Source organism: Nocardioides caricicola (assembly GCF_039541135.1).
Lineage (GTDB): Bacteria > Actinomycetota > Actinomycetes > Propionibacteriales > Nocardioidaceae > Nocardioides > Nocardioides caricicola.
On sequence record NZ_BAABFQ010000003.1, the window covers coordinates 191,657 to 212,354 of the forward strand.

21 protein-coding genes and 1 tRNA gene are annotated in these 20,698 nt (G+C 70.8%); 14 read left to right on the top strand and 8 right to left on the bottom strand.

What is annotated here, in order from left to right; translation table 11 throughout:
* Nucleotides 1-51 precede the first annotated feature (51 nt).
* Nucleotides 52-1,398, top strand: coding sequence for an LCP family protein (locus ABD875_RS02630; protein WP_345170918.1), 1,347 nt, complete (start codon nucleotides 52-54; stop codon nucleotides 1,396-1,398).
* A 13-nt stretch (nucleotides 1,399-1,411) separates the two neighbouring features.
* On the opposite strand, the gene ABD875_RS02635 is transcribed toward ABD875_RS02630, so the two are convergent.
* On the bottom strand, nucleotides 1,412-3,097 hold the full coding sequence (locus ABD875_RS02635) for a CHAP domain-containing protein (RefSeq protein WP_345170919.1): 1,686 nt from the start codon (nucleotides 3,095-3,097) through the stop codon (nucleotides 1,412-1,414).
* A gap of 185 nt (nucleotides 3,098-3,282) precedes the next feature.
* Between ABD875_RS02635 and ABD875_RS02640 the strand changes: the two genes are divergently transcribed.
* Nucleotides 3,283-3,459: a hypothetical protein gene (locus ABD875_RS02640; protein WP_345170920.1), complete on the top strand. Its 177-nt coding sequence runs from the start codon at nucleotides 3,283-3,285 to the stop codon at nucleotides 3,457-3,459.
* 69 nt (nucleotides 3,460-3,528) lie between these two features.
* On the opposite strand, the gene ABD875_RS02645 is transcribed toward ABD875_RS02640, so the two are convergent.
* Nucleotides 3,529-3,617: transfer RNA gene (locus ABD875_RS02645), tRNA-Leu, on the bottom strand.
* A gap of 102 nt (nucleotides 3,618-3,719) precedes the next feature.
* Here ABD875_RS02645 and ABD875_RS02650 point away from each other — a divergent pair.
* Nucleotides 3,720-5,030, top strand: a complete 1,311-nt coding sequence (locus ABD875_RS02650) for a M20/M25/M40 family metallo-hydrolase (RefSeq protein WP_345170922.1) — start codon at nucleotides 3,720-3,722, stop codon at nucleotides 5,028-5,030.
* Here ABD875_RS02650 and ABD875_RS02655 read toward each other — a convergent pair.
* From ABD875_RS02655 to ABD875_RS02670, 4 genes are all read right to left on the bottom strand, one after another.
* The gene (locus tag ABD875_RS02655) at nucleotides 5,027-5,191 is read right to left on the bottom strand and encodes a hypothetical protein (RefSeq protein ID WP_345170923.1); all 165 of its coding nucleotides are present in this window, start codon (nucleotides 5,189-5,191) and stop codon (nucleotides 5,027-5,029) included. The two genes, ABD875_RS02650 and ABD875_RS02655, sit on opposite strands and share 4 nt — an antisense overlap.
* Nucleotides 5,192-5,197: 6 nt before the next feature.
* Entirely contained in the window at nucleotides 5,198-5,413 is a 216-nt protein-coding gene (locus ABD875_RS02660) for a hypothetical protein (RefSeq protein ID WP_345170924.1), read from the bottom strand.
* 104 nt (nucleotides 5,414-5,517) lie between these two features.
* Nucleotides 5,518-5,745, bottom strand: a complete 228-nt coding sequence (locus ABD875_RS02665) for a DUF5703 family protein (protein WP_345170925.1) — start codon at nucleotides 5,743-5,745, stop codon at nucleotides 5,518-5,520.
* Between the two features lie 12 nt (nucleotides 5,746-5,757).
* Complete coding sequence (locus tag ABD875_RS02670; RefSeq protein ID WP_345170926.1) at nucleotides 5,758-6,705, bottom strand: aldo/keto reductase; 948 nt, start codon at nucleotides 6,703-6,705, stop codon at nucleotides 5,758-5,760.
* A gap of 74 nt (nucleotides 6,706-6,779) precedes the next feature.
* Here ABD875_RS02670 and ABD875_RS02675 point away from each other — a divergent pair, with 74 nt between their 5' ends.
* Complete coding sequence (locus tag ABD875_RS02675) at nucleotides 6,780-7,604, top strand: undecaprenyl-diphosphate phosphatase (RefSeq protein WP_345170927.1); 825 nt, start codon at nucleotides 6,780-6,782, stop codon at nucleotides 7,602-7,604.
* 78 nt (nucleotides 7,605-7,682) lie between these two features.
* Here the strand turns inward: ABD875_RS02675 and corA are convergent, their stop codons facing one another.
* Nucleotides 7,683-8,654, bottom strand: a complete 972-nt coding sequence (corA, locus tag ABD875_RS02680) for a magnesium/cobalt transporter CorA (protein WP_345170928.1) — start codon at nucleotides 8,652-8,654, stop codon at nucleotides 7,683-7,685.
* Between the two features lie 32 nt (nucleotides 8,655-8,686).
* Here corA and ABD875_RS02685 point away from each other — a divergent pair, with 32 nt between their 5' ends.
* The 5 genes from ABD875_RS02685 to ABD875_RS02705 are packed head-to-tail and all read left to right on the top strand — an operon-like array spanning nucleotide 8,687 to nucleotide 12,580.
* Nucleotides 8,687-9,430, top strand: coding sequence for a histidine phosphatase family protein (locus ABD875_RS02685; protein WP_345170930.1), 744 nt, complete (start codon nucleotides 8,687-8,689; stop codon nucleotides 9,428-9,430).
* 10 nt (nucleotides 9,431-9,440) lie between these two features.
* Nucleotides 9,441-10,016: a DUF3090 domain-containing protein gene (locus ABD875_RS02690; protein WP_345170932.1), complete on the top strand. Its 576-nt coding sequence runs from the start codon at nucleotides 9,441-9,443 to the stop codon at nucleotides 10,014-10,016.
* Complete coding sequence (locus ABD875_RS02695; RefSeq protein ID WP_345170934.1) at nucleotides 10,013-10,786, top strand: SCO1664 family protein; 774 nt, start codon at nucleotides 10,013-10,015, stop codon at nucleotides 10,784-10,786. The genes ABD875_RS02690 and ABD875_RS02695 overlap by 4 nt, the downstream gene beginning before the upstream one ends.
* Nucleotides 10,787-10,810: 24 nt before the next feature.
* Complete coding sequence (mshC, locus tag ABD875_RS02700; RefSeq protein WP_345170936.1) at nucleotides 10,811-12,049, top strand: cysteine--1-D-myo-inosityl 2-amino-2-deoxy-alpha-D-glucopyranoside ligase; 1,239 nt, start codon at nucleotides 10,811-10,813, stop codon at nucleotides 12,047-12,049.
* A gap of 24 nt (nucleotides 12,050-12,073) precedes the next feature.
* Complete coding sequence (locus ABD875_RS02705) at nucleotides 12,074-12,580, top strand: hypothetical protein (RefSeq protein ID WP_345170938.1); 507 nt, start codon at nucleotides 12,074-12,076, stop codon at nucleotides 12,578-12,580.
* 130 nt (nucleotides 12,581-12,710) lie between these two features.
* Here the strand turns inward: ABD875_RS02705 and ABD875_RS02710 are convergent, their stop codons facing one another.
* Nucleotides 12,711-13,559, bottom strand: a complete 849-nt coding sequence (locus tag ABD875_RS02710) for a PAC2 family protein (protein ID WP_345170940.1) — start codon at nucleotides 13,557-13,559, stop codon at nucleotides 12,711-12,713.
* 136 nt (nucleotides 13,560-13,695) lie between these two features.
* Between ABD875_RS02710 and metH the strand changes: the two genes are divergently transcribed.
* The 5 genes from metH to ABD875_RS02735 all read left to right on the top strand — a co-directional run bounded on the left by metH (nucleotide 13,696) and on the right by ABD875_RS02735 (nucleotide 20,671).
* A complete protein-coding gene (gene metH, locus ABD875_RS02715; protein ID WP_425576164.1) occupies nucleotides 13,696-17,427 on the top strand; it encodes a methionine synthase in 3,732 nt (1,243 codons plus the stop codon).
* The gene (locus ABD875_RS02720) at nucleotides 17,420-18,097 is read left to right on the top strand and encodes an HAD family hydrolase (protein WP_345170942.1); all 678 of its coding nucleotides are present in this window, start codon (nucleotides 17,420-17,422) and stop codon (nucleotides 18,095-18,097) included. Before metH ends, ABD875_RS02720 begins: the two co-directional genes overlap by 8 nt.
* Before the next feature lie 124 nt (nucleotides 18,098-18,221).
* Nucleotides 18,222-18,647: a hypothetical protein gene (locus tag ABD875_RS02725; RefSeq protein WP_345170944.1), complete on the top strand. Its 426-nt coding sequence runs from the start codon at nucleotides 18,222-18,224 to the stop codon at nucleotides 18,645-18,647.
* Between the two features lie 45 nt (nucleotides 18,648-18,692).
* Complete coding sequence (locus tag ABD875_RS02730) at nucleotides 18,693-20,048, top strand: sensor histidine kinase (protein ID WP_345172658.1); 1,356 nt, start codon at nucleotides 18,693-18,695, stop codon at nucleotides 20,046-20,048.
* A complete protein-coding gene (locus ABD875_RS02735; protein ID WP_345170946.1) occupies nucleotides 20,045-20,671 on the top strand; it encodes a response regulator in 627 nt (208 codons plus the stop codon). Before ABD875_RS02730 ends, ABD875_RS02735 begins: the two co-directional genes overlap by 4 nt.
* The last annotated feature ends 27 nt before the right edge of the window (nucleotides 20,672-20,698 follow it).

Here is a 20,698-nt window from a genome sequence, read left to right on the forward strand (position 1 = left end):
AAGCCCGTCCGGACGTTCCGGCGAGCGAGGACGCTCGCAGGTGCGCTCGGGGTGACCGTGCTCGGCGCGGTCCTGCCGGGCGCGGGCTACCTGTGGACCCGGCGCCGGCTCGGCTGGCTGGTGCTGCTGCCGTTCCTCGCCGCGGCAGGCCTGGCGGCGTACTACTTCGCGGACGTGCAGCACGCCGCCGAGCTCGCCTTCGACCCCGCCCGGCTCCGGGTGACGGCGGTGGTCCTCGGCGTCGGGTACGTCGTGTGGGCCTTCACCGTCGTGACGACCTACGCCATGGCGCGCCCGCCCGGGATGAACCGGCTCGAGAAGAGCCTGGGCGTGCTCGTGGTGACCCTGCTCTGCATCCTGGTCGCCGTGCCGGCCGTGAAGAGCGTGCGGATCTCGACGTCGCAGGCCGACTTCGTCGCCACGGTGTTCGACGACGAGCAGACCCAGACCATCCCCACCGGGGTGACCGAGGAGGACCCCTGGGCGGGCCAGGACCGCGTGAACGTGCTGCTGCTCGGGGGCGACGGCGGCGTCGGCCGGACCGGTATCCGCACCGACACGATGATCCTGCTCAGCATGGACACCCAGACCGGCAAGTCGGTGATGTTCAGCCTGCCGCGCAACATGATGAACGCGCAGTTCCCGGAGGACAGCCCGCTGCACGACGTGTTCCCGTACGGCTTCAGCGGTGAGGGCGACCCGGGCACCTGGATGCTGAACGCCGTCTACAAGACCGTGCCGGAGCTCTACCCGGGCATCCTGGGCAAGTCCGAGAACGAGGGCGCCGACGCGATCAAGCAGGCCGTGGCCGGGAGCCTGGGGACGAACGTCGACTACTACCTGCTGATCAACCTGATGGGCTTTCAGCAGCTCGTCGACGCGATCGGCGGCGTGACGGTCAACGTCAACGAGCCGGTCGCGATCAACGGCAACACCGACCTGGGCATCCCGCCGACCGGCTACATCGAGCCGGGTCCCGACCAGCACCTCGACGGCTTCCACGCGCTGTGGTTCTCGCGCGGCCGGTGGGGCTCCGACGACTACGAGCGGATGCTGCGGCAGCGCTGCATGGTCGACGCGATCATCGACGAGGCCGACCCGCTCAACGTGCTGCGCCGCTACGAGGACCTCGCCAAGGCGGGGGAGGAGATCCTCCGCACCGACATCCCGCGCAAGCTGATGCCGGCGTTCGTCGACCTCGCGCTGAAGGTCAAGGAGAAGAAGGTGAAGTCGGTCGCCTTCGTCAGCTCCGACAAGTTCTTCTCCGGCGACCCGGACTTCACCTGGATGCAGTCCGTGGTTGCCAAGGCGCTCGGGCCGAAGCAGGGCGGCCGGAAGGACGACCCGGGCACCGCGGTGAAGACCGAGGACGCCTGCGGCTACCACCCGGAGGCCTGAGCCCGGCGGCGCCTCAGCCGATCCGGACCTGCCGGGTGTAGACCCCGCGGTTGACCGCATCGGTGCCGTCGTACCGGACGGTCAGCGTGCGCACGCCCTCGGTGAGGCCGACCAGCGTGACCCGCGCCCGGCCCTTGGTGAGCTCGACCGTCTGGACCGTGCCGCCGTAGCGGATCACGACCGGGCCGGTGACCTCGTCGAGCCCGGAGGCGGTGACGGTGACCACGACGCGCAGCCGGTGCCGCTTGGCGACGGTCTCGACCGAGATCTTCGGGTCGGTCTTGATCCGCGGCGTCGTCGGCGTGGTCACGGAGGTCTCGGTGTAGCCCGGGCGGGTCAGCGTGAGCCGCGCGGAGAGCTTCGAGCCGAGGTCGACGTTGGTGATCCGGTAGTCGGCACCGGTCGCGACCGGGATGCCGTTGCGCAGCCACTCGACCGTGACGTCCGCGTCGGCCGGCGTGAACACACCCGGGTCGACGGTGAGCACCTCGTTGAGCTCGGGGGTGCCGAGCAGGTGCGGAGCGGTGACGATCGCGAAGGTGCCCGGAGCGACCGGCGCGGTCGGGGCGCTGGCGGCGCGGACCGGGTCGTAGCCGGGACGGCGCCCGATGACCTCGGCGGTGATGACACGCGAGACCAGGTCCGGGCCGAGCGCGAGCGAGGTGCCGGTGGCGCCGGCGATCGCCTGGCCGTCGGCGTACCACTGCACGTCGAGCGTGGGCTCCGGGACCCACGTTCCCGTGTCCACCTGGAGGGTGGAGTCGACCTTGACGGTGCCGGAGATCGTGGGTGCGGTCGTGTTGCGCAGCTGGCCCGGCAGCACGGCCTCGGTCGGGGCGGAGACCGCGGAGCGCGTGGGGTAGCCGAGCTGGGTGGCGGTGGTCCTGACCGTCAGCCGCTGACCGAGCCGGGCGCGGTTGAGCTGCAGGGTGGCGCCGTCGGCCTTGCGCAGCGGCGTTCCGTCGGCGAACCACTGGTAGGAGATGTTCACCGACGACGGCCGCCAGCTGCCGGGCGTCGCGGTGAGCGCCGCGCCGACCTTGGCGATGCCGGTGATCACCGGTGCCTCGGTGTTGGTGAGGGGCTTGTCGTTGAAGTGGACGAACCCGGTGGGCCAGTTGCCGCTGCTACGGGTCACCACGGCCCAGGAGAAGTCGCCGCCCCAGCTGTCCTGGCTGATGATGATCTCGTCGGGGGAGACGACCTCCTCGACGTACGCGACGTGGCCAGCGGACCCGGCCGGGCCGTGGTTGGCCTTCCACCACGCGACCGCGCCGATGCGCGGGGTGTCGTCGGTGATGCTCGCCATCGACGTGCCCCAGTAGGTCGCGTTGCCGCCACCGGACCAGGGCCGCTCGTTGGGCATCCCGCTGCGCACCATCCGGTACGCCGCGTAGTTGGTGCAGTTGTGGCCGGAGTACATCCGCCAGTACATCTTGTCGCTCGCCTGCGCGTAGCCGGCGTTGCCGTAGCCCGCCTCGCGGCAGGCGGCGTAGCCCATGCAGAGGTACGAGCTGCGCTTGAAGACCGCCGACGGCTCCCGCTTGACGTAGGTCTTGCCGGGCCGGGGCTTCTCGTCGGCCGCAGCACCGGGCGCGGCCGCGCTCGCCGGGGCCGGAGCCGTCGCCAGGAGACCCACGACCAGCAGCCCCGAGAGGGCGCTGGTGAGGGAGGCGAGGACACGGTTCCGCGACGGCACGGGTGGGAGTCTAGGGACAATTGAACGTTCGTGGGATAGTTGTGACAGAAAATGTCAAACATTTCCCTCGGCGTGTCGCGAACTAATTACACCGGTGTCATTCCCGTGTCGCAGGTGTCTTCGGCTGGCGGGGTCGTCACCATGAGGCCTGGAGGCGGCGAATTCTCGACGCGAGGGAGACGGACATGGCGGACAACAGCGGGGCTGCAGCCGGCGGGGCGATCTACGGGTTCGGGCTCTTCGGCGCCTGGGTGTACTTCTGGCAGCAGGCCGACGGGTTCTGGGACCACGTGGTCGGCATCCTCGAGGGCGTCGTCTGGCCGGCGATCATGGTCTACGACCTGTTCTCGTACCTGAACTGACCCGGCGTCCGGCACCTGGCTGCTGGAACGAGAAAGACCCCCTCGAGAGGGGGCCTTCTGGGGTGTTGCTGGTGTCCGAGGGGGGACTTGAACCCCCACGCCCTAATACGGGCACTAGCACCTCAAGCTAGCGCGTCTGCCAATTCCGCCACCCGGACGAGTGCGGTGGAACACTAGCAAAGGGTTGGCCGAACCTCCGCATCGGGAGGGGTCTTGCGGCCGGACCTGGCCTTTGCGGGATCCGGTGACATGCTGGGCACATGAGCGAGGCCCACCCGCACGCGCAGCCCGACGCCGAGGTCGTCGAGCTGTGCCGCGAGCTGATCCGGATCGACACGTCCAACTACGGCGACCAGGACGGCCCCGGTGAGCGCAAGGCGGCGGAGTACGTCGCCACCCTCCTCGACGAGGTCGGGATCGAGTCCCGGCTCTACGAGTCGGAGCCCGGCCGCACCTCGGTGGTGGCGCAGTGGGGTGGTCGCGAGGGCGACGGGCTGCTGCTGCACGGCCACCTGGACGTCGTACCGGCCGCCGCCGAGGACTGGCAGGTCGACCCGTTCTCCGGTGAGGTCCAGGACGGCTACGTGTGGGGCCGCGGCGCGGTCGACATGAAGGACTTCGACGCGATGCTGCTGTCGGTCGTGCGCGACCGGCAGCGGACCGGCCGGGTGCCGGAGCGGCCGATCACGCTCTGCTTCACCGCCGACGAGGAGGCCGGCGGCCACAAGGGCGCGCAGGTGCTCGTGGAGCAGCACGCCGAGGAGCTCGAGGGCTGCACCGAGGCGGTCGGCGAGGTGGGTGGCTTCAGCGCCACCGTCCGCGGCCGCCGGATGTATCTCATCGAGGCGGCCGAGAAGGGCATGGCGTGGGTCCGGCTCACCGCCCGCGGCCGCGCCGGGCACGGCTCGATGATCAACGACGACAACGCGGTGTCGACGCTGGCCGCCGCCGTCGCCCGCATCGGGGCCCACGACTGGCCGGTCCGGCTGACACCGACGATGCGCACGCTGCTCGCCTCGGTGGGTGAGCTGGCCGGCGAGGAGGCGACGCCGGAGAACGCCGAGGCACTGGTCACCGAGTTCGGCGGCGCCGCCCGGATGATGGGCGCGGTCATCCGCAACACCTGCAACCCGACCATGCTCGGCGCGGGCTACAAGGTGAACGTGATCCCCACCGAGGCCACCGCCCACGTCGACGGCCGCTTCCTGCCGGGCTACGAGGACGAGTTCTTCGCGACTCTGGCCGAGCTCGTCGGTGACGACATCGAGATGGACTACGTGTCCAACCAGCCGCCCTGGGAGACGCCGTACGACGGCGAGCTGGTCGACTCGATGACACGCGCCATCCTCGCCGAGGACCCCGACGGCATCGTCGCGCCGTACCTGATGAGCGGCGGCACCGACGCCAAGCACTTCCGCAAGCTCGGCATGCGCTCCTACGGCTTCGCACCGCTGCGGCTGCCTGCCGACCTCGACTTCACCGCGCTGTTCCACGGCGTCGACGAGCGGGTCCCGGTCGACGCCCTCGAGTTCGGCGCGCGGGTCTTCGACCGGTTCCTCGACCGGGTCTAGCGGGTCAGCCCGCCGATTCCGGCGACCGGCCGGTCGCCTCGCGGGCACGTCCAGACCGCGCGGCCGTCGACGACCTTGGCCGCCATCGGGTGGTTGTCCGGGTGCTCGGGGCACCGCGGCCAGTTGCTCGGCAGGTGGTGGGCCGGCAGCTCCTCGACCATGAACTCCTACACCTGCTCGGCGAGCATCGCGACCTGCTCCGCCTCGGGCAGGGCGGTGTCGACCCAGATGCCCATCCCCGAGCCGCCGGCCGACCACAAGGTGGCTGACTCCGCCGTCGGATGGTCCTGCCAGTCCGCTGCCTCGACCCGCGGCGTCGGCATGCCGGTCTGGTCGAGGTCGCGGGCGATCGGTGCGAACGCGCGGCCGAGGTGGAGGCTCATCTCTCGCTCATCGGGCGCGGCGTGCACGGAATGGTCACCAACCGCATGTTGGGAGCGCTCCGATCTGCGGTTGGTGACCATTCCGCATCATCGGAGGCCACCGGCTACAGGTAGAAGCTCGGCCGCAGCTGCCGGATGATCTTGCGCCGCAGGATGACCCGGCGGGTGCCGTCGGGGCCGATCCGCACCCGGTCCAGCTCCCAGCCGCCGTGCTCGGCGCGCTCGACGAGCAGCTTGGTGACGACGCTGCGCGGGTACTCGCGCGAGAACGTCACCTTCTCGAACTCCCACTCCACTCCACGAGCGGGTGGGCGGCGGGTGGCACGGCTCATCGGCGGTTCCCTTCAGTCGGCCGACACGTCGTCGAGGGCGGCGTTGATCTCCTCGGGCAGGCTGAGCTCCTCGACCCCGAGCGCGGCCTTGAGCTGGGCGGCGGTGCGGGCGCCGAGGATCGGCGCGGTGACCCCGGGCCGGTCGCGGACCCAGGTGAGCGCGACCTCGAGCGCGGACCAGCCGAGGCCGTCCGCGGCCCGGGCGACCGCCTCGACGATGCCCGAGGCGCGCTCGTCGAGGTAGGGGCTGACGAAGTTCGCGAAGTGCGAGGACGCCGCGCGCGAGTCCGACGGGGTCCCGGTGCGGTACTTCCCGGTCAGCACCCCGCGCCCGAGCGGGGACCAAGGGAGCACCCCGAGGCCGAGCGCGGCGGCGGCGGGCAGCACCTCGTGCTCCACGGCGCGGTTGAGCAGGGAGTACTCCACCTGGGTGCACGCCAGGGGCGTGCGGCCGGGCACCGCCCGCTGCCAGGTAGCGGCCTGAGCGGTCTGCCACCCGGTGTAGTTCGAGATGCCGACGTACGACGCCCGCCCGCTCTGGACGGCGGTGTCGAGCGCGGCGAGGGTCTCCTCGATCGGCGTCTCGTCGGTCCAGATGTGCACCTGCCACAGATCGACGTGGTCGACACCGAGGCGGCGCAGCGACGCGTCGAGCGTGCTGAGCAGGTGGCCGCGCGAGGTGTTGTACGAGCGCCCGCCCCGCACCGCGCTGATCCCGGCCTTGGTCGCGAGCACGATGTCGTCACGCGCCACGACGTCACCGATCAGGGTGCCGATCAGCTCCTCCGACGCGCCGTTGCCGTACCCGGCCGCGGTGTCGACGAGGGTCCCGCCGGCTTCTGCGAACGAGACCAGCTGGTCCCGTGCCTCGTGCTCGTCGGTGTCACGCCCCCAGGTCATCGTGCCGAGACCGAGGCGGGACACCGTGAGGCCGGTGCTGCCGACACGCCGTTGCTGCATGGCGACAAGGTAGTCGGCGACACCACACCGGGTCGTCGAGGCGCGCTGGGAGTCCGACCGTAGAGTGACCGACCGTGGTGGACTACCTGCAGGCCGTCGTGCTCGGCATCATCCAGGGCCTGACCGAGTTCCTCCCGATCTCCAGCAGCGCTCACCTGCGGATCCTGCCCGAGACGTTCGGCTGGGGAGACCCGGGCGCCGCGTTCACGGCGGTGATCCAGATCGGCACCGAGCTCGCGGTGCTGCTGTACTTCCGCAAGGACATCTGGCGGATCGCCTCGATGTGGCTGAAGTCCCTGGTGCGCCCGGAGTACCGCGGCCACATCGACGCCCGGATGGGCTGGTTCGTCATCATCGGCTCGCTGCCGATCGTCGTCCTCGGCATCGCGCTGAAGGACTTCATCGAGGAGGACTTCCGCAGCCTCTGGATCATCGGCGTGACGCTGATCGTCGGCGGCATCGTCCTCGGCATCGCCGACCGGGTCGGGCGGACCGAGAAGACGCTCAAGAGCTTCACGCTGCGCGACGCGATCCTCATGGGTCTCGCGCAGGCGTGCGCGCTGATCCCGGGCGTGTCGCGCTCGGGTGCCACGCTCTCGATGGGCCGGTTCCTCGGCTACGAGCGCGAGACCGCCACCCGCTACGCCTTCCTGCTGGCGATCCCGGCCGTCATCGGTGCGGGCGTGTTCGAGCTCAAGGAGGTGCCGAACGGCGACAACCTCTACGGCTGGGGCCCGACCATCGTCGCGACCGTGGTGTCGTTCCTCATCGGGTACGCCGCGATCGCGTGGCTGCTGCGCTTCGTCTCGACGCACTCGTTCACGCCGTTCGTGCTCTACCGCATCGCGCTCGGCGCCGGCACCCTGCTGCTCGTCGCCACCGGCGTGATCGCCGCGTAGGGCTCCACCGCCCGCCGGCCACGATGCCCATCAGCTGCAGCGAGTGCGCCCAGCCCGGTCTTCGGGTCGGTCTGGCCGTCAGAGCCAGCCGGACTTCTTGAACACCACCCACAGCCCACCGGCCACGATGCCCATCAGCAGCAGCGAGAACGGGTAGCCGTAGGTCCACCCGAGCTCCGGCATGTGCTCGAAGTTCATGCCGTAGATCCCGGCGATCAGGGTCGGGACCACGATGATCGCGGCACCGGCCGAGATCTTGCGCATGTCGTCGTTCTGCTGGACCGAGATCTGCGCGACATGGGCGTCGAAGGCGGTGGAGAGCAGGCCGTCGAGTGAGTCGACGGTCTCCGCGACCCGAGCCAGGTGGTCGGCCACGTCCCGGAAGAACGGCGCGGCGTCCTGGTGCACGCCCGCCACGGTGCCGGCGACGAACCTGCCCAGCGGCTCACGCAGCGGCATCACCGCACGGCGCACCTCGGCGATCTCTCGCTTGAGGGTGTAGATGCGGGCAGAGTCGTTGGTCCGGTCGGGAGAGAAGACCGAGGTCTCGATCTCGTCCACGTCGATGACCAGCTCGTCGGCGACGGCGAGGTAGCCGTCGACCACCCGGTCGAAGATGGAGTAGAGCACCCCACCCGGACCGTGCCGCAGGACCTTGGGGGTCGACTCCAGCTGGGTCCGGGCGCTGTGCAGCTCGTTGCCCTGCCCGTGCCGGACCGTGACGACGAAGTCGTGGCCGGCGAAGATCGAGATCTCGCCCGTCTCGACGGCGTCCTGCTCGTCGACGTACCAGAGCGTCTTGAGCACCAGGAAGAACATGTGCTCGTAGCGCTCGAGCTTCGGCCGCTGGTGCGCCTTGACGGCGTCCTCGACCGCGAGCGGGTGCAGGCCGAAGACGTCCGCGACCTCCGCGATCTCCTGCTGCGACGGGTCGGACAGGCCGACCCAGACGAAGTCACCGGGCTCGCTGGTCTGAGTCCGCAGCGACCTGCAGTCGCCGCCGGCCTCGACGCGCGAGCCGTCCCGGTACAGCGCGGAGTCGACGATCACGGGCTCACCGTAGTCCCACTACAGTCCAGCGCATGGCAACCGTGATCCTGGTCCGACACGGCCGGACCACGGCCAACGCCGCCGGCACCCTCGCCGGCCGGCTTCCCGGTGTGAAGCTCGACGAGACCGGGCTGGCCCAGGCGGTCCGCGCAGGGGAGCGGCTCGTGCCGGTCCCGCTGGCCGCCGTCGTGAGCAGCCCGCTCGAGCGCTGCAAGCAGACCGCGCGCGAGATCGTCCGGCCTCGCAGTGAGCGGATCGCGGTCGGGACGGACCGCGGGATCACCGAGTGCGACTACGGCGACTGGCAGGGCCGGCCGCTCAAGGAGCTCGGCAAGGAGAAGCTCTGGTCGACGGTCCAGGCGCAGCCGTCCGCGGCGACGTTCCCCGGCGGGGAGTCGATGACCGCGATGCAGGCCCGCGCGGTCTCCGCCGTACGTCGTCGCGACGCCGCGGTCGAGGAGGAGCACGGTCCCGGGGCGGTCTGGGTCGCGGTCAGCCACGGCGACATCATCAAGTCGGTGCTCGCCGACGCGCTCGGCATGCACCTCGACCTGTTCCAGCGGCTGAACGTGGACCCGGCGTCGATCTCGATCATCCGCTACACCGCATCGCGGCCGTACGTCCTCGCGACCAACACCCACGCCGGCGACCTGTCGTGGCTGGCGCCGCCTCCGGCGAAGAAGCGGTCCCGCGGCCGTACGTCCACCTCCGCCGCCGGCCCCGCCGCCGTCGACGCCGTGGTCGGCGGCGGAGCCGGTCCATCGGCGACCGCCTAGGGTGAGTGGCATGCCGATCGTTCACGGATTCGACCCGCCGGAGCGGTTCGTCACGGGCACCGTCGGGCCGCCCGGACAGCGCACGTTCTTCCTCCAGGCCCGCACCGGCGTGCGCGTGGTCAGCGTCTCGGTGGAGAAGGAGCAGGTGCAGGTCCTCGCGGCGCGGATCGACGAGCTGCTGGACGAGGTGATGACGAGCGGACAGACCGACGCGATGATCCCAGCGGTCGCGCCGCTCGGGCTCGAGGACGCCGATCCGCTCGAGCAGCCGATCGAGGAGGAGTTCCGCGCCGGGACCATGACGCTGTCGTGGGACCCCGACGACGAGCGCGTGGTCATCGAGGTGTTCCCGTACACCGAGGCCGCCGTCGTCAGCCCCGAGCAGATCGACGAGGAGTTCGAGGAGCCGGAGCCCGACGAGGTGCTGCTGGTGCGGCTCCCGGCCGGCCCCGCGCGGGCGTTCGTGAAGCGCGCCGCGCAGGTCCTCGACGCCGGTCGCCCGAGCTGCCCGTTCTGCGGCGGCCCGATCGACCCCGACGGGCACCTCTGCGTGCGAGCCAACGGCTTCCGGCGCCGCGATCCGTGACCGCCGACCGCTCCATCGACCTGGTGGAGGGCGAGCTCGTCCTCCACGGCCGGATCATGCCCGCGTCGAACGCGACGTTCATCGGTGAGATCGACGGCCTCCAGGTCGTCTACAAGCCGGTCGCGGGGGAGCGGCCGCTGTGGGACTTCCCGGACGGGACCCTCGCCGACCGCGAGCGTGCGGCGTACCTCGTCTCCGAGGCGTCCGGCTGGGACGTCGTGCCCGAGACGTGGCTGCGCGGCGGGCCGCACGGGCCGGGCATGGTGCAGCGCTGGCAGGAGCCGGCCGAGGACGACGTCGCGGTGACGCTGGTCGCCGAGGGCGAGGTGCCGGACGGGTGGCGCCACGTGTTCGACGGGTACGACGCCCACGACCAGCCGGTGTCGCTGATCCACGAGGACTCCGCACCGTTGCGCCGGATGGCGGTGCTCGACGTCGTCATCAACAACGCCGACCGCAAGGGCGGGCACGTGCTTGCGATGACCGGTGGCCACCGGTACGGCGTCGACCACGGCGTCACGTTCCACTCCGACCACAAGCTCCGCACCGTGCTGTGGGGCTGGCTGGGGGAGTCGCTGACCACCGAGGAGGTCGCCGTCGTCCGCTCGATCGCCGCGGAGGCGCGCGGGGCGCTGGGCGACGCGCTGGCCGGGCACCTCACCGACGCGGAGATCGAGGCACTCGTGCGCCGGTGCACCCGGCTGGCCGACCGGGCCGAGATGCCCGCGCCGCGCGGCGAGTGGCCGGCGGTCCCGTGGCCCCCGTTCTGAGGACCGCCCACTAGGCTCTCGACCATGCGAGCCTGGCCCTCCCCGGAGATCCCGACCCTTCCCGTCACCGGGCCCGCCGTGGTGCTGCACGACACTCCCTCCGGTGGTCCGGTCACGACCGCACCGGACGGGCCGGCGCGGCTCTACGTCTGCGGGATCACGCCGTACGACGCGACCCACCTGGGGCACGCCGCGACGTACGTCGCCTTCGACCTGTTGAACCGCGCCTGGCGCAACGCCGGCCACGACGTCACCTACGTGCAGAACGTGACCGACGTCGACGACCCGCTGCTGGAGCGCGCAGAGAAGGTCCACGTCGACTGGGTGGAGCTCGCCGAGCGCGAGACCGAGCTGTTCCGCCAGGACATGACCGCGCTGCGGGTGCTCCCGCCGGCGCACTACGTCGGCGCGGTCGAGTCGATCCCGCTGGTGATCGAGCTGATCCAGCGGCTCGAGGCCGCGGGGTCGGTCTACCGGGTCGAGGACGACCTGTACTTCTCCGTGACCGCGGACCCGGCGTTCGGCGCCGAGTCGGGGTGGAACCGCGAGCAGATGCTCGAGATCTTCCCGGAGCGCGGCGGCGACCCGGACCGTGCCGGCAAGAAGGACCCCCTGGACTGTGTCGTGTGGCGCGGCCGGCGTGAGGGCGAGCCGTCGTGGGAGAGCCCCTGGGGCGAGGGCCGCCCGGGCTGGCACATCGAGTGCGCGGCGATCGCCATGCACCACCTCGGCGGCGCCTTCGACGTGCAGGGCGGCGGGAGCGACCTGGTGTTCCCGCACCACGAGATGTGCGCCGGCCACGCCCAGGTCGCCGAGCCGGGCACGCCGTTCGCGAAGGTCTACAGCCACGGCGGGATGGTCGGGTACGACGGCGAGAAGATGTCGAAGTCACGCGGCAACCTGGTCTTCGTGTCCGCGCTGCGCAACAGCGACGTCGACCCGATGGCCATCCGGCTCGCGCTGCTGCGCCACCACTACCGGGCCGACTGGGAGTGGACGGACGCGGAGCTGTGGGCCGCCGTCGACGATGTCGACCGGTGGCGCCGTGCACTCGCGGTCGGAGCCGGGGCCCCCGCGCTCCCGGTCGCCGAGGCCGTCCTCGCCGCCCTGGCCGCCGACCTCGACGCCCCGACCGCGGTCGCCGCGGTGGACGCATGGGTGGACGCGACGCTCGGCACCGACGGCCTCGCCGACACCAGCGACCCGGACGCAGCCGTCACGATGATGGCCGTCCTCGACGCCGCCCTCGGGCTCGCGCTCTAGCCGATGCGCGGACATCCGCGGAGGGTGGACGAGGCGGCTGTCGGGCTGTCCACGGTCCGGATCCGCACCCGGATCTCGGCGTACGTGTACGGCAACATCCTGGTGCTGACCGCGATCGCGACCTGCACGCCGCACATGGTCGAGACCGGCTTCGCCGCCCTCGCGGTCGCGGCGACCACGGTCACGACGTACATCGCGCACGTCTTCGCGCACTTCGTCGCCGAGCAGGTGGGTCACGGCGCCGGGGAGCACGAGAGCGACCAGGACGAGCTGCGCGACGCGCTCCCGATCATCTCGTCGGGCTCCGTGCCGACGCTGATCTTCCTGATCCCGCCGCTCTTCGACACCGAGGGCACCGCACTGTGGACGCTGCTCGCCGCCGGTGTCGTGCTGCTCAGGCTCGCGAGCATGGGCGCGCTGGTCGCGCACCTGAACGGCGAGCTGCCCTCCGCCCGGGCCCACTGGTGGGGGATCGGCGTCGCCTTCGTCGGGCTCGTGATCGTGGTGCTGAAGGTGTGGATCGCGCACTGACGCGCTCAACCATCCGGTTGCGCTCGGCGCGCGGAATGGTCACCAACCGCACGTTCTGGCCCCCACATCGTGCGGTTGGTGACCATTCCGCGCGGTCATCAACCGACCGACGACCCGACCGAGCGACCGGTCAGCCGTCCTCCTGGCGGCGCTTGAGGTACCGCTCGAACTCCCGCGCGATCGCCTCACCCGACGCCTCGGGCAGGTCGGTGGTGTCGCGGGTCTCCTCGAGCGCGCGGACGTAGTCGGCGACGTCCTCGTCCTCCTCGGCGAGCTCGTCGACGCCGCGCTCCCAGGCGCGGGCGTCCTCGGGCAGGTCGCCGAGCGGGATGCTGGTCTGCAGCAGGTCCTCGAGCTGGCCGATCAGCGCCAGGGTCGCCTTCGGGCACGGCGGCTGCGCGACGTAGTGGGGGACCGCGGCCCAGTACGACACCGCGGGGATGTCGAGCAGCGAGCACGCGTCCTGGAAGACGCCGACGATGCCGGTGGGGCCTTCGTACGTCGACAGCTCGAGCTTGAGCCGGTCCACGAGCTCGGGCTCGGTGGCGGTCCCGGTCACCGGGATCGGGCGCGTGTGAGGGGTGTCGGCGAGCAGCGCGCCGAGAGTGATCACCAGCTCACCGCCGAGGTCGTCGCAGGCCGCGAGCAGCTCGGCGCAGAACTGCCGCCAGCGCATGTTCGGCTCGATGCCGCGCACGAGGATGACGTCGCGGTCGAGGTCGGGGGGAGAGGCGATCGCGATCTGGGTGCTCGGCCAGGTGATCCGGCGGTGGCCGTTGTCGTCGGTGCCGACCATCGGGCGGTTCACCTGGAAGTCGTAGAAGTCCTCGGGATCGACCGCGCCGACGACCCGCGCGCCCCAGACCCGGATCAGGTGGTCGACCACCGAGCTGGCGGCGTCCGCGGCGTCGTTCCAACCCTCGAACGCGGCGATGACGACGGGCTCCACCAGGTCAGGGACGTCCTCCAGCTCGATCACTCCCTCAGCCTAGTCCGGCGCTGGGATTTCTCCCCGTGGGACGCTCGGTGTCACGATCTGGGAAACCGGTCCAGCAATTGGACGCAGTTCTTACGCTGGACAGGTCGCCCACCCGGGGTGACCCGAGAGGAGTCGTGTGTCCCCCTCGCCCGATCTGCGCCCCGACCTCACCGACGAGCTGACCCGTTCCCTGGAGGAGCGGATCATGGTGCTCGACGGCGCGATGGGCACCGCGATCCAGCGCGACCGGCCCGACGAGGCCGGCTACCGCGGTGAGCGGTTCGCGGACTGGCCGAGCGACCTCGTCGGCAACAACGACCTGCTCACGCTGACCCAGCCGGAGATCATCGCCGGCATCCACCGCGAGTACCTCGAGGCCGGCGCCGACATCATCGAGACGAACACGTTCAACGCGAACGCGATCTCGCTGGCCGACTACGGCATGCAGGACCTCGCCTACGAGCTCAACTACGAGGCCGCCCGGCTCGCGCGCCGGGAGGCCGACCGGGCCAGCACTCCCGAGCGGCCGCGGTACGTCGGCGGCGCGCTCGGTCCGACCACGCGGACCGCGTCCATCTCCCCGGACGTCAACGACCCGGCCGCCCGCAACGTGTCGTACGACCAGCTGGTCGCGGCGTACCTCGAGGCGGCCCGCGGCCTCGTGGACGGCGGCGCAGACCTGCTGTTCATCGAGACGATCTTCGACACCCTCAACGCCAAGGCCGCGATCTTCGCCGTCGAGACGCTGTTCGAGGAGTACGGCCGCCGCTGGCCGGTGATCGTCTCCGGCACGATCACCGACGCCTCCGGGCGCACCCTGTCGGGCCAGGTCACCGAGGCGTTCTGGGACTCCGTGCGGCACGTCCGCCCGCTGCTCGTCGGCCTGAACTGCGCGCTCGGCGCCAAGGAGATGCGGCCGTACATCGCCGAGCTCTCGCGCATCGCCGACACGTTCGTGTCCTGCTACCCGAACGCCGGCCTCCCCAACGCGTTCGGCGAGTACGACGAGGCCCCGGAGGAGACCGCGGCGATCATCGCCGAGTTCGCGCAGAGCGGCTTCGTGAACCTCGTCGGCGGCTGCTGCGGCACCACGCCCGACCACATCGCCGCCATCGGGCGGGCCGTCGAGGGCGCCGAGCGGCGCGCGGTCCCCGAGGTCCGGGACGCGATGCGGCTGTCGGGGCTGGAGCCGTTCACGGTCGACGAGGACAGCCTGTTCGTGAACGTCGGCGAGCGCACCAACATCACCGGGTCCGCACGGTTCCGCAACCTCATCAAGGCCGGCGACTACGACACGGCGCTCACGGTCGCCGCCCAGCAGGTCGAGAACGGCGCGCAGGTCATCGACGTCAACATGGACGAGGGCATGATCGACGGCGTCGCGGCGATGGACCGGTTCCTGAAGCTGGTCGCCAGCGAGCCTGACATCTCCCGCGTCCCGGTGATGGTCGACTCCTCGAAGTGGGAGGTCATCGAGGCCGGCCTGAAGAACGTCCAGGGCAAGCCGATCGTCAACTCGATCTCCATGAAGGAGGGCGAGGAGAAGTTCCGCGAGCAGGCGCGCCTGTGTCGCAAGTACGGCGCGGCCGCGGTCGTGATGGCGTTCGACGAGGACGGCCAGGCCGACAACCTGGAGCGCCGGATCGCGATCTGCGAGCGGGCCTACCGGATCCTCGTCGACGAGGTCGGGTTCCCGCCCGAGGACATCATCTTCGACCCGAACGTGTTCGCCGTCGCGACCGGCATCGAGGAGCACGCGTCGTACGGACGCGACTTCATCGAGGCGACCCGCTGGATCAAGCAGAACCTCCCGGGCGCCAAGGTGTCCGGAGGCATCTCGAACGTGAGCTTCTCGTTCCGCGGCAACAACCCGGTCCGCGAGGCGATCCACGCGGTGTTCCTGTTCCACGCCATCGAGGCCGGGCTCGACATGGGCATCGTCAACGCCGGCGCCCTGATCCCGTACACCGAGGTCGAGCCGGAGCTGCGCGAGCGGATCGAGGACGTCGTCCTCAACCGGCGCCCCGACGCGGCCGAACGGCTGCTCGAGATCGCCGAGGAGCACAACCGGGCCGGCGAGGTCGTCGAGGCCGAGGCGGAGGAGTGGCGCTCGCTGCCCGTCGGCGAGCGGATCACGCACGCCCTAGTCAAGGGCATCGACGCGCACGTCGAGGCCGACACCGAGGAGCTGCGCCGGGAGATCGCCGGCCGCGGTGGCCGCCCGATCGAGGTGATCGAGGGACCGCTGATGGACGGCATGAACGTCGTCGGCGACCTGTTCGGCGCCGGCAAGATGTTCCTGCCCCAGGTCGTGAAGTCCGCGCGGGTGATGAAGAAGGCGGTCGCCTACCTGATCCCGTTCATCGAGCAGGAGAAGGTCGACAACCCCGAGTACGCCACCGCCAAGGACACCAACGGCACGATCGTGATGGCGACCGTCAAGGGCGACGTCCACGACATCGGCAAGAACATCGTCGGCGTGGTGCTGCAGTGCAACAACTTCGAGGTGATCGACCTCGGCGTGATGGTGCCGGCGCAGAAGATCCTGGACACCGCCGCCGAGATCGGAGCAGACGCCATCGGCCTGTCCGGGCTGATCACCCCGTCGCTCGACGAGATGGTGAACGTCGCCTCCGAGATGCAGCGCCAGGGCTTCGAGATCCCGCTGCTCATCGGCGGGGCCACCACCTCGCGGGCGCACACCGCGGTGAAGGTCGACGGCAAGTACGACGCCCCGGTGGTGTGGGTCAAGGACGCCTCGCGGTCCGTCCCGGTCCTGGCGACCCTCCTGAACGACGCGCAGCGGCCGAAGCTGCTCGCCGAGGTCAAGGCCGACTACGACTCGCTGCGCGAGCGGCACGCCGCCAAGCACGACCGGCCGATGCTGTCGTACGAGCAGGCGCGTGCGAACCGGACGACCGTCGAGTGGGACGGCTACGTCCCGCCGGCGCCGAAAACTCCCGGCACCCACGTCCTGTCCGGCTACGACCTGGCAGAGCTGCGCGACTACATCGACTGGCAGCCGTTCTTCAACGCCTGGGAGATGAAGGGCAAGTTCCCCGACATCCTCAACAACCCGGCCACCAGCGAGGCCGCGCGCCCGTTGTTCGACGACGCGCAGCGGATGCTGGACCGGATCATCGAGGAGAAGTGGCTGACCGCGAACGCGGTCTTCGGCTTCTTCCCGGCCAACGCCGTCGGTGACGACATCGAGGTGTACGCCGACGACGCGCGCACCGAGGTGCTCACGACGCTCCGCCACCTGCGCCAGCAGGGGGAGCACCGCGACGGCGTGCCCAACCGGTCCCTGGCCGACTACGTGGCGCCCCGCGACAGCGGGCTCGCGGACCACGTCGGCGCCTTCGCCGTGACCGCCGGACTGGGCGCCGAGGACCGCATCCTGGCGTTCAAGGCGGAGCACGACGACTACTCGGCGATCATGCTCGAGGCCCTGGCCGACCGGCTCGCGGAGGCGTTCGCCGAGCGGCTCCACCAGCGGGTCCGCACCGAGTTCTGGGGCTACCAGCCCGACGAGGAGCTCGACAACGACGCACTGATCGCGGAGAAGTACCGCGGCATCCGGCCCGCCCCCGGCTACCCGGCCTGTCCCGAGCACACCGAGAAGCTCACCCTGTGGGAGCTGCTCGACGTCCAGGGCTCGACGGGCATCGAGCTCACCGAGAGCATGGCGATGTGGCCCGGCGCCGCGGTGTCGGGCTGGTACTTCTCCCACCCGCAGTCCCAGTACTTCGTCGTCGGCCGGCTCGGCCGCGACCAGGTCGCCGACTACGCCGAGCGCAAGGGCTGGAGCCTCGCCGAGGCCGAGCGCTGGCTCTCACCCAACCTCGGCTACGACCCCGATGACTGAGCCGTCCGAGGGCCTGCCGAAGGCCGTCCTCTGGGACATGGACGGCACGCTCGTCGACACCGAGCCGTACTGGATCGCCACGGAGTTCGAGCTCGCGGAGCGGTACGGCGGCACCTGGAGCGAGGCGCACGCGCTGAACCTAGTCGGCAACGAGCTCACCGTGTCGGCGGCGTACATCCGCGAGCACATGGGGATCGACCTGGAGGTCGACGAGATCGTCCAGGCCCTGCTCGACGGCGTCGTCCAGAAGGTGGCGGAGAACGTGCCGTGGCGACCCGGGGCCGTCGATCTCGTCCAGCGCACCCGGGACGCAGGGATCCCGTGCGCGCTGGTCACGATGTCGTACGACCGTTTCGTCGCGCCGATCCTTGCCCAGCTGCCACCCGAGACGTTCCGCGTCGTCGTCACCGGCGACCGTGTGGCGCAGGGCAAGCCGCACCCGGAGCCGTACCTCACCGCCGCCGCCGCGCTCGGCCTCGACCCGGCGGAGTGCCTGGCGATCGAGGACTCCAACACCGGCGCGAAGTCCGCGGAGGCCGCAGGCTGCCTGGTCCTGGTGGTGGAGAACCACGTGCCGGTGATCCCGACCGAGCGGCGGGTCTTCGCCGACACCCTCGACGGCATCGACCTGGCCGCGGTCTGGGCCGAGCAGGACCGGTCGACGGACTAGGACGTGTGGACCGGAGGTACTAGGACCACCGGACAATGGTGGCCCGCCCTTGCCATGGCCCAAGATTGAGTCATCAAGGGGGAGCAAGTTCCACCTGGATGTTCTCAGGAAGCGGTATTCACTCATGTTCGTCCGACGCGGCCCCGCCATCGTGCTCAGTCTTGTACTGGGTGCAGCGGCCCTCGCCAGTGCTCCTGCTCTGGCGAGTGATGGCGGGGCGGCGAAGGACAACGGACCTGCGACCGAGCGCGACTCCTGCGGACCGGGCACCTCGACCCGAGCCAAGCTCAAGGTCGACGTGGCCGACGGCAACAGCTCCCGCCTCGTCGTCACCGGGGCGGTCTGGAGCGACGACGCCGACGTCTGGACCTGGCGCATCAAGCACAACGGCTACGTCAGCGACGACGGCCGTGCGCGGGGCAGCGAGGAGACCGACCTCAGCTTCCGCGTGATCCGGACCATGATCAACTGGGACGGCACCGACGACGTGGTCTTCCGCGCCGAGAACCTGCGCACCGGCGAGGTCTGCCGGGCGGCCCTCCCGTACTGAGGCCCTATCCTGTCCGGACCAGAGCGAAAGGTCCGACGGTTGAAGGTGCTCCGTAGCCCGGTAGCAGTGTTCCTGGTCGTCGGGATCCTCACGGCAGCAGGCATCATCGTCGGCACCAACATCCTCGCCGACCGCGCCGCCGCGGACGAGGCGATCGCTGAAGCGCGCGCCACGACCCAGCTGCTCGCGCAGTCGGTCGTCGCGCCGGAGTTCCCGGCCGAGCTCATCCACCTGCGCGAGAAGAACCTCGAGCGGTTCGGGCGCCCGCTCGACCGCTTCGACCAAGAGGTCTCCGACCGATTGCTCAACACCGACCGGCCGTTTCGCATCAACGTGTGGTCGGAGGACGGCCGGCTCATCTACTCGAGTCAGCTCGACGTGCTCCAGGACACCCTGGCCGGCCACGAACGGCTCGAGCTCGACGACGCGCAGCGCAAGGTCCTGGCCGAGGGTGGCGTCGGGTCCGAGATCGCCGACCCGAGCCGGCCCGAGGACCTCGCCGCGGCCGAGGGCACCGGCGGGATGGTCCGGATCTACACCCGGTTCGTGACCACCGCAGGCAAGTCGTCCGACCCGGCGAAGCAGGAGGACGCCGGGAAGCCGGTGCTGTTCGAGGCGTACTTCCCGGTCGCCGACCTCACCGACCGGCAGACCCAGATCTTCTCGTCGTTCCGCTGGATCACCGCGGCCGCGGTCGGCCTGCTCATGCTGCTGGCGACGGTCCTGCTGATCGGGCTGACCCGGCAGCTGCGCCGGGCGTCTGCCGAGCGTGAGCGGCTGTTGCGCTCCGCCATCGACGCCTCCGACGCCGAACGTCGGCGGATCGCCCGCGACCTCCATGACAGCGTGGTCCAGGACCTCGCCGGCTCGGCGTTCGCCGTCAGCGCGATCGCGCGCAACCCGACGACGCCAGAGGAGTCACGCGAAACGCTCGATGACGCCGGCACCTCCTTGCGGACCAGCCTGAAGTCGCTGCGCTCGCTGCTCGCCGAGATCCACCCGCCGGACCTGCACGCCGTCGGCCTGCCCGCGGCCCTCTCCGACCTGATCGCCCCGGCCGGCACCGCCGGCATCCAGGCGTCGGTCAGCGTGGAGGGCGCGGAGACGATGGCCGACGACAAGGCCGCATTGGTGTGGCGGGTAGCCCAGGAGGCGGTACGCAACGCGATCCGGCACTCCGGAGCCTCGACCCTGGCCGTCACCGTCAACGCGGACGGGCGGCGGCTGACCCTCGAGGTCGTCGACGACGGGGTCGGGTTCGACCCGGCCGCGGTCGCCGACCCCCACAGCTACGGGTTGCGCGGCCTGCGCAGCCTGGTCGTCGACAGCGGCGGCACCCTGGAGGTGCGTTCTGCCCCTGGAGAAGGAACGACCGTGCGCATGGAGGTGGATGCCCAATGACCCCGACACCGATCCGAGTGGTCCTGGTCGACGATCACGCGGTGATCCGCACCGGCCTCGAGCAGCTGCTCGGCAGCACCGACGACATCGAGGTGGTCGGGGCCGCCGCGAACGGCGCCGAGGCGCTCGAGGTCGTACGCCGGATCCGTCCCGACGTGGTCCTCATGGATCTCCAGATGCCCGAGGTCGACGGCGTCGCCGCGACCCGGTCGATCATGAGCGAGGACCTCGGCGTCGACGTCCTGGTGCTGACCTCGTTCTCCGACAGCGAGCGGATCATCGCCGCGCTCGACGCCGGAGCGGTCGGCTACCTGCTCAAGGATGCCGACCCGGAGGACGTCCTGCAGGGCATCCGCGCGGTCAGCCGGGGCGAGTCCCCGATCCATCCCAAGGCCGCCCGCGCGCTGCTCGGCGTCCGCGCCGGGTCCAGCCAGGTGCAGCTCACCAGTCGTGAGACCGAGGTGCTCACGCTCGTGCGCGAGGGCCTGGCGAACAAGCAGATCGCCCGCCGTCTCGACATCAGCGAGCGCACGGTGAAGGCGCACCTGACGTCGGCGTTCGCCCGCATCGGCGTCTCCGACCGCACCCAGGCCGCGCTCTGGGCCGAGCGCAACGGTCTCTGACCGCCCCGACCTGGCACGGAATGGTCA